Origin of the sequence: Variovorax soli NBRC 106424 (assembly GCF_001591385.1) — a bacterium.
Lineage (GTDB): Bacteria > Pseudomonadota > Gammaproteobacteria > Burkholderiales > Burkholderiaceae_C > Variovorax > Variovorax soli.
In genome coordinates this window covers 1-7,025 of the sequence record NZ_BCUU01000163.1, presented here as the reverse complement: position 1 = coordinate 7,025, position 7,025 = coordinate 1, and the positions used below count along the sequence as shown (strand labels likewise).

Genomic DNA, 7,025 nt, shown 5'->3' with positions numbered 1-7,025 from the left:
GGCCCAGGCCGAAGCTGCCGCCGGGGTCGTCGGCAGCCGCCTGCGCGGCGGCCGCGTCGATGCCGACGCCGGTGTCGCTCGCCTCGACGAGCATCGACGTGCCGTCGTCGCTGAGCCGTGCGCGCACGACGATCTCGCCGCCTTCCACCTTGGGCTCCAGCCCGTGGCGGATGCTGTTTTCCACCAGCGGCTGCAGGATCAGCGGCGGCACCTGCTGGCCGGCGAGTTCCGGCGGCAGGTCCAGGCTGAAGCGAAGCCGCTCGCCCATGCGCACCGCCATGAGCGCCAGGTAGTCGCCCAGGCGCTCGAACTCGGCCGACAGCGGATGGGTCAATGCGCGCGAGCCCGACAGCGTGGCCCGCAGGTAGTTGTTGAGCCGGTCCAGCATGGCGATGGCGCGGGGCGGATCGACCGCGATGAGCACGCGCAGGTTGGCCAGCGTGTTGAACAGCATGTGCGGCTCCAGCTGCGTCTCCAGCAGCTTGAGGCGCGCTTCGGAAGCATCGCGCTCGGCCGCGGACACGCGGGCCGCCAGTGCCGAGTTGTGCCCGCGCGAATAGAACCAGTAGCTGCCCAGCACGCCCGCCAGCACGGTGATGGCCAGCGAAACCCGCTGGTCGTGCTGCACTTCGCCGGAGCTGATGGCGCCGCTGCCGCCGCCGATGAGCCAGTCGCCCAGCGCCGAGCCCGCGTAGTAGCCCACCACGATGCCTGCCACCGTCAGCGCGCCGCCGCGCCAGCCGTGGGGCCAGCCGCCGGGGTCTGTCGGCCGGCGAAGCGGATAGCGGCCGAACTCGATCACCAGCCAGATCAGCAGGCCGATGCACATCGAGTAGCCCAGGTGCTGCAGATAGCTCTTGTTGGGCCAGATGGAGTTGATGACCGCCGCGATGGCAAAGCAGAACGCCACGACCAGCAGGCCGTGGCGGAGGACGTCGCGCCAGTCGATCTTCATGGGAACCGATTCTGCGGGATGAAGCCCATCACCGGTCCGGCCATCACCACGGATCGCGCGCCTGCAGCTTGGCACGCTCGCGCGCCACGAGCTGCGCCATGAAGTTGCCGCCGGGCGCCAGCATCCAGACCACGGCCCAGTGGATGGCCAGTCCCAAGCCCCAGCCGAGGAAGGGATAGATGGCCCAGTGCCGGCCCGAAGCCATGGAGAGCGCGGCCATGCCGGCGTTGACGATGAGGAAGACGGTGGCATGCATCCACCAGCCGGCCTTGGCGCGGGCGCGCCGCACGGCCAATTGTTCGAGGGAGCGGTCCTGTCGGGTCATGATGATTCTCCTGTGTGTCGATGGTGGGTTCGGTTTACTTGGCTGGCGAGGCGGCCATTTGCGAAACGGGAGCAGCGCGCAGCGCCAGCTTCCACAGGCGCAGCGAGCGGCCGAGGAAGAGGCCGGCGAAGGCGCCGTACAGCGCGCTCATGGCCAGGGCGAAGCCGGCCTGGCGGGCCATCTCGGGGTGCATGGCCAGCAGCACGCCCACGGCGTACTTGGTGAAGAAGATGCCCATCGTCAGCAGGAGGGGCACCGGCGTGCCGGGCAGCGTGAAGCGCATTTCGCCCTTGTCGAAGCGCACGCCTTGGGGCAGCGGGCTGCGCAGCACCAGCGCCAGCGCGGCGGCGGCGGCCAGGGCCCACGCGGCCACGTCGGCGGGTGCGCTGCCGAAGGCGGACACCACCCCGTAGGCCGACAGCCCCGCCATGGCCAGCGGCATGACCGCCAGGCGCGGCAGGCCGGCCTGCGTGGCGAACATCTGGCGCCCGCCCAGGGCGAGCAGCCCCGCGAACAGGCCGAACACCCAGGTGGGCGTGTGCTGGAGGATCTGGATCAGCAGCATGATGAGAAATCCTTGGCTGGTGTTGGAAGCGGTTTGAAGTTCGATGAACCGGTGGTCCGGGGCTCAGCCCAGCAGGCCGAACCACTGGCCCCAGATCAGCTGGCCCAGGTAGCGGCTGGGCAGCAGCGCGAAGCTGCCTGCCACGATGCAGCCGGCGAGGTAGGTCAGCTGCATGGCGCGGCGGTGGCCCGCAATGTTGCGGCGCGACAGCCGCCAGAAGGCCAGGGCCAGTCCGGCGAAGGTGCCGGGCACCAGCAGGTGGATGGGTGTGTAGCCGCCCACGTTGGGCAGCCTGAAGTCGCGGATCCACAAGGCCGAGACGGCGGCCGCCACCATCAGCGTCACCCAGGCATAGCCCAGAGCGCGGTGCAGGCGCGGGTGCTGCTCGCGGCCACGGCGCGCCCAGATCACCACCGGGCCCAGAACCAGCGCCGACACGGCGGCGCTGAGGTGGATCGCAATCACGGGGCTCATCTGCATGGTGGTGTTCTCCGTCGGGTTGGGTTGTCGCTTGGGTTGAATGGACTGTGCCGGCGGGGCCCTGGCGGGGCCACCGGGATGCGACGAAATGCAGCCCGGCGGCGCGAACTGCACAAACCGCGGGGCGGGCGGTGTGCCATGATTCCCCGCACAACAACGCTCGCAACAGGGAGAGAGAACATGAGAACGAGCACAGCCGGTGCTGCCCGCGGACGGCGGCCGGGATGGAGGGGCTGCGCGCGCCGGCTTGCGGGCGCCGCCGCATGGCTGGCAGGCCTCGGCCTTGCCGACGCCTGCACGGTCGAGCTGGCCGGACAGGCGCCGCTCACGAAATCACGCGCCTTGTACGAGACGCCCGTCTCGATCAACGGACAGGCCCCGTTGCCGTTCCTGATCGACACGGGCGCCGTCCACACCAAGATCCACGCCGTGGCGTCGTCCCAGTTGGGGCTCAAGGGCAATGGCCGGCGAGGCCGCTGCATCGGAACGGACGGATCGTTGGGACGGATCACCGAAGACGTGACCGCCCCCAGGATCGAATTCGGGGGCGTGGTCCGGTTCAGGAAGAGCCTTGCCGTTGATCCGGTGCTGGTGGACGGCAGTCCGCTCAGCATGGGCACCCTGGGGGCCGATCTCTTGTCTGGCTTCGATGTGGAACTGGACTTCCCCGCCGGCCAGCTCAGGCTCTATCGCGTCGAAGGATGCGACCAGTCCGACCACCCGCTGCGCCCCTGGACGAGCCCCTACAACACCGTGCCGCTCAAACGCTCTTCCAAGGGCTTGGTTTCGGTGCCGGTCGTGATGGACACCAAGACCCTGGAGCTGGCCCTGGACACCGGCTCCAATCGCACCACGGTTTCGATGAAGGCGGCCGTGGAGAAGCTTGAACTGGACCTTGAGCAGCTGAAGGCGCAATCCACGCCCAAACGCAGCATGAGCTCGACCGGCACGCAGGCGATGAACTACGCCAAGCGCTTCGGGCGGGTCGACATCGGGCGCAGCAGCTACGGCAACGTCCAGATCTCGTTCTCCGAACTCCAGGTCGCTCCCTACGACGGGTTGCTCGGCCTGGATTTCCTCGGAAATCGCAGGATCTGGCTGTCCTACGCAACCGGACAGCTGTTCGTGGCCAGCACCAAGTAGGGCCGGCAGGGCCTGGGCTGCGGCACTTGCACTGCCGGAGATGGGGGCCAGGGCGCGCTTTACCGCTTCTTTACGTGCCGTAGGCCATCGCAGCTACGATGCTTGGCTCTACTTGGGAGGGCCCAAACCATCCGGGGCCGCCGGCCCGTGCCCGCCCAGAAAAACTCGCCCAGACCCCTCCATGCCAAAGACGCCGTCCGCGCCTTCCGACGATCCTCAAGCAAACCCCGAAGCCGCCGGTGCCCACGCCACCTGGCGCCGACACCGCGGATGGGGAACGGCCATCGCGCTGCTGGTGATCGCCGCCCTGGTGGGCGGCAGCTGGTACCTGGTCAAGCGTCCCGCAGCCGGCCGGGGGCCGGGCGGCGGCTTCGGTGCCGGCGGGGCGCCGACGATCACGGTGGGTCATGCCCAGGCGCAGCACAGGCAGCTGCCGATCACCCTCGACGCGCTGGGCACCGTCACGCCCCTGGCCACCGTGACGCTCAAGCCCCAGGTGGGCGGCGTGCTGACCGAGGTGCTGTTCACCGAAGGCCAGCGCGTGAAGAAGGGGCAACTGCTCGCCCGCATCGACCCGCGCCCCTACGAACAGGCGCTGGCGCAGGCGCAGGGCACGCTCAAGCGCGACGAGGCGCAGCTGCAGGCGGCACGCGTCACGCTGCAGCGCTACAAGACCCTGCTCGGGCAGGACTCGATCGCCCGGCAGGAAGTGGACACCCAGGCTGCGCTGGTGAGCCAGCTGGAAGGCGCCGTCATCACCGACCGCGCCAGCGTGGCCAGCGCGCAGCTCAACCTCGACTTCACGCGCATCACCTCGCCCATCGACGGCCGCATCGGCCTGCGCACCGTCGATGCCGGCAACAACGTGACGGCCAACGCCACCACCGGCCTGGCCGTGATCACGCAGATCACGCCCATCGACGTGCAGTTCTCGGTGCCGCAGGACCGGGTGCCGGAGATCATGCGGCAGCTGCGCGAGGGCGGCGCCATGGCCGTGTCGGCGCTGGACCGCACGCGCAGCGACGCGCTGGACAGCGGACGTTTTTCCACGCTGGACAACGTGGTGGACGTGAGCACCGGCACCGTCAAGGCCAAGGCGCGTTTCGAGAATGCGCAGTTCACCCTGTTCCCGAGCCAGTTCGTCAACGTGCGCATGACCCTGCGCACCATCGACGCGCTGGTGGTGCCGGTGACCGCGGTGCGCAACGGCCCCAAGGGCCCTTACGTGTTCGTGGTGGGCGAGGACAAGAAGGCGCGCATGCGCGCCATCAAGCGCGGCGAGACCACGGTGGACTGGGTGCAGATCACCGAAGGCCTGAAGGAAGGCGAGAAGGTGGTGACCGAAGGCGGCGACCGCCTGGACGACGGCACCACCGTCGCGCTGCAGGGCGATGCGCCGCCGCCCGGCGGCGTGGCCGCCAATGCGCCCGGCGAAGCGCCCCGCAAGGTGAGCCCACCCAATGCGGAGCAGCGCCAGCGCATCCTCGATTCCGCCGGTGGCGACCCGGAGAAGCTGGCGCAGCGCCAGGCCTTCCTGGCGGCCATCGACAAGGGCGACCCCGAGGCCCTGGAGCGCTGGCAGCAGATGAGCCAGCGGCGCCGGCGCGGTCCCGACGGCGGCGGCCCGCCCTGAGGAGCGGTGGTGAGTCCTTCGCGTCCCTTCATCCAGCGCCCGGTGGCGACCGGGCTGCTCATGCTGGCCATCGTGCTGGCCGGCCTGGTGGGCTTTCGGCTGCTGCCCCTGGCGGCACTGCCGCAGGTGGACTACCCCACCATCCAGGTGCAGACGCTGTATCCCGGTGCCAGCCCCGAGGTGATGAGCCGCACGGTAAGCGCGCCGCTGGAGCGCCAGTTCGGCCAGATGTCGGGCCTGAACCGCATGAGCTCGGTGAGCGCCGCGGGCGTGTCCATCGTCACGCTGCAGTTCGACCTCGACCAGACCCTGGATGTGGCGGAGCAGCAGGTGCAGGCGGCCATCAACGCTGGCGGATCGTTTCTTCCGGCGGACCTTCCGGCCCCGCCCGTCTACGCCAAGGTCAATCCGGCCGATGCCCCGATCCTCACGCTGGCGGTGCGCTCCGACACGCTGCCGCTGACCGAGGTGCAGAACCTGGTGAACACGCGCCTGGCGCAGAAGATCAGCCAGGTGAACGGCGTGGGCCTGGTCACGCTGGCCGGCGGACAGCGGCCGGCAGTGCGCATCCAGGCCGACACCAACGCACTGGCCTCGGTGGGCATCGGCATCGACACCCTGCGCAACGCCATCAGCGCGGCCAATGCCAACAGCGCCAAGGGCAGCTTCGACGGGCCGCAGCGCTCCTACACCATCAACGCCAACGACCAGCTGCTGACGGCGGCCGACTACCAGAACCTCATCGTGGCCTGGAAGAACGGCGCGCCGGTGCGCATGCGCGACGTGGCCAAGGTGGTGGAGGGCGCGGAGAACACGCAACTGGGGGCCTGGGCTGCTCTGAAAGATCGGGCGGATGCCGCGCCGGCGCCGGGCCGCCCCAAGGCGGCGCGCGCCCCCTCGGGGGGCAGCGAGGACGCGTCAGCGCCGAGCGTGGGGGCTCAACTTCATCCAGCCGTGATCATCAACGTGCAACGGCAGCCAGGGGCCAACGTGATCTCGACCGTCGACGCGATCCGCACCCGCCTGCCCGATTTGGCGGCCTCACTGCCCGGCTCGCTCAAGCTCGAAGTGCTGTCCGACCGCACGCAGGGCATCCGCGCCTCGGTCGAGCATGTGCAGATCGAGCTGGCGCTGGCGGTGGCGCTGGTGGTGCTGGTGATCTTCTTTTTCCTGCACAGCCTGCGCGCCACCATCATCGCCAGCATCGCGGTGCCCATCTCGCTCATCGGCACCTGCGGGCTCATGTACCTGCTGGGCTATTCGCTCAACAACCTGAGCCTGATGGCGCTGACCATCGCCACCGGCTTCGTGGTGGACGACGCGATCGTGATGATCGAGAACATCGCCCGCTACATCGAAGAGGGCGAGAAACCCTTTGCCGCGGCCGTCAAGGGTGCCACGCAGATCGGCTTCACCATCATCTCGCTCACGGTGTCGCTGGTGGCGGTGCTCATTCCGCTTTTGTTCATGGAAGACGTGGTGGGGCGCCTGTTCCGCGAGTTCGCGGTCACGCTGGCCATCACCATCCTGATCTCCGCCGTGGTCTCGCTCACGCTGGTGCCGATGATGTCGGCGCGCTGGCTGCGCCATGAAGAGGTGGCGGGGCAGGGCCGCGCGGCCGTGGCGGTGCAGGGCTTTTTTGACAGGGTCATCCACGGCTACGACCGGCAGCTGCAATGGGTGCTGCGCCACCAGGGCATGACGCTGGTGGTGGCCGTTGCCACGCTGGTGCTCACGGCGCTGCTGTACGTGGTGATTCCCAAGGGCCTGTTTCCCACGCAGGACACCGGCCAGCTGCGGGTGCGGGTGGAGGCGGCGCAGGACGTGTCGTACGCACGCATGGCGCAACTGCAGCAGTCGGTGGCGCAGGTGGTGCTGGCCGATCCGGCGGTGCGCGCCCTGAGCGCGGTGGTGGGCGTGGACG

Annotated in this window: 7 protein-coding genes; 3 read left to right on the top strand and 4 right to left on the bottom strand. The window is 69.3% G+C overall.

The annotated features are described in order from the left end of the window. The 4 genes from VSO01S_RS25415 to VSO01S_RS25400 form a co-directional block, all read right to left on the bottom strand. Nucleotides 1-955 (bottom strand): sensor histidine kinase (locus VSO01S_RS25415; RefSeq protein ID WP_068645555.1); only part of this gene is annotated, 955 nt, incomplete at its 3' end. 43 nt (nucleotides 956-998) lie between these two features. Further along, nucleotides 999-1,280, bottom strand: coding sequence for a 2TM domain-containing protein (locus VSO01S_RS25410; protein ID WP_068645554.1), 282 nt, complete (start codon nucleotides 1,278-1,280; stop codon nucleotides 999-1,001). A 34-nt stretch (nucleotides 1,281-1,314) separates the two neighbouring features. After that, nucleotides 1,315-1,845 (bottom strand): DUF6622 family protein, encoded by a 531-nt coding sequence (locus VSO01S_RS25405; RefSeq protein ID WP_068645553.1) that lies wholly within the window; start codon nucleotides 1,843-1,845, stop codon nucleotides 1,315-1,317. A 63-nt stretch (nucleotides 1,846-1,908) separates the two neighbouring features. After that, nucleotides 1,909-2,325, bottom strand: coding sequence for a DUF2306 domain-containing protein (locus VSO01S_RS25400; protein WP_068645552.1), 417 nt, complete (start codon nucleotides 2,323-2,325; stop codon nucleotides 1,909-1,911). Between the two features lie 180 nt (nucleotides 2,326-2,505). Here VSO01S_RS25400 and VSO01S_RS25395 point away from each other — a divergent pair, with 180 nt between their 5' ends. From VSO01S_RS25395 to VSO01S_RS25385, 3 genes are all read left to right on the top strand, one after another. Beyond that, nucleotides 2,506-3,468, top strand: coding sequence for a pepsin/retropepsin-like aspartic protease family protein (locus VSO01S_RS25395; RefSeq protein WP_161944478.1), 963 nt, complete (start codon nucleotides 2,506-2,508; stop codon nucleotides 3,466-3,468). 181 nt (nucleotides 3,469-3,649) lie between these two features. Continuing rightward, the gene (locus VSO01S_RS25390; protein WP_084242117.1) at nucleotides 3,650-5,101 is read left to right on the top strand and encodes an efflux RND transporter periplasmic adaptor subunit; all 1,452 of its coding nucleotides are present in this window, start codon (nucleotides 3,650-3,652) and stop codon (nucleotides 5,099-5,101) included. 9 nt (nucleotides 5,102-5,110) lie between these two features. After that, nucleotides 5,111-7,025 (top strand): efflux RND transporter permease subunit (locus VSO01S_RS25385; RefSeq protein ID WP_174544769.1); only part of this gene is annotated, 1,915 nt, incomplete at its 3' end.

Excerpts from the sequence above, each read along its gene's own strand:
- VSO01S_RS25410 (WP_068645554.1), bottom strand. The coding sequence starts at position 1,280 with ATGACCCGACAGGACCGCTCCCTCGAACAATTGGCCGTGCGGCGCGCC.
- VSO01S_RS25405 (WP_068645553.1), bottom strand. The coding sequence starts at position 1,845 with ATGCTGCTGATCCAGATCCTCCAGCACACGCCCACCTGGGTGTTCGGC.
- VSO01S_RS25400 (WP_068645552.1), bottom strand. The coding sequence starts at position 2,325 with ATGCAGATGAGCCCCGTGATTGCGATCCACCTCAGCGCCGCCGTGTCG.
- VSO01S_RS25395 (WP_161944478.1), top strand. The coding sequence starts at position 2,506 with ATGAGAACGAGCACAGCCGGTGCTGCCCGCGGACGGCGGCCGGGATGG.
- VSO01S_RS25390 (WP_084242117.1), top strand. The coding sequence starts at position 3,650 with ATGCCAAAGACGCCGTCCGCGCCTTCCGACGATCCTCAAGCAAACCCC.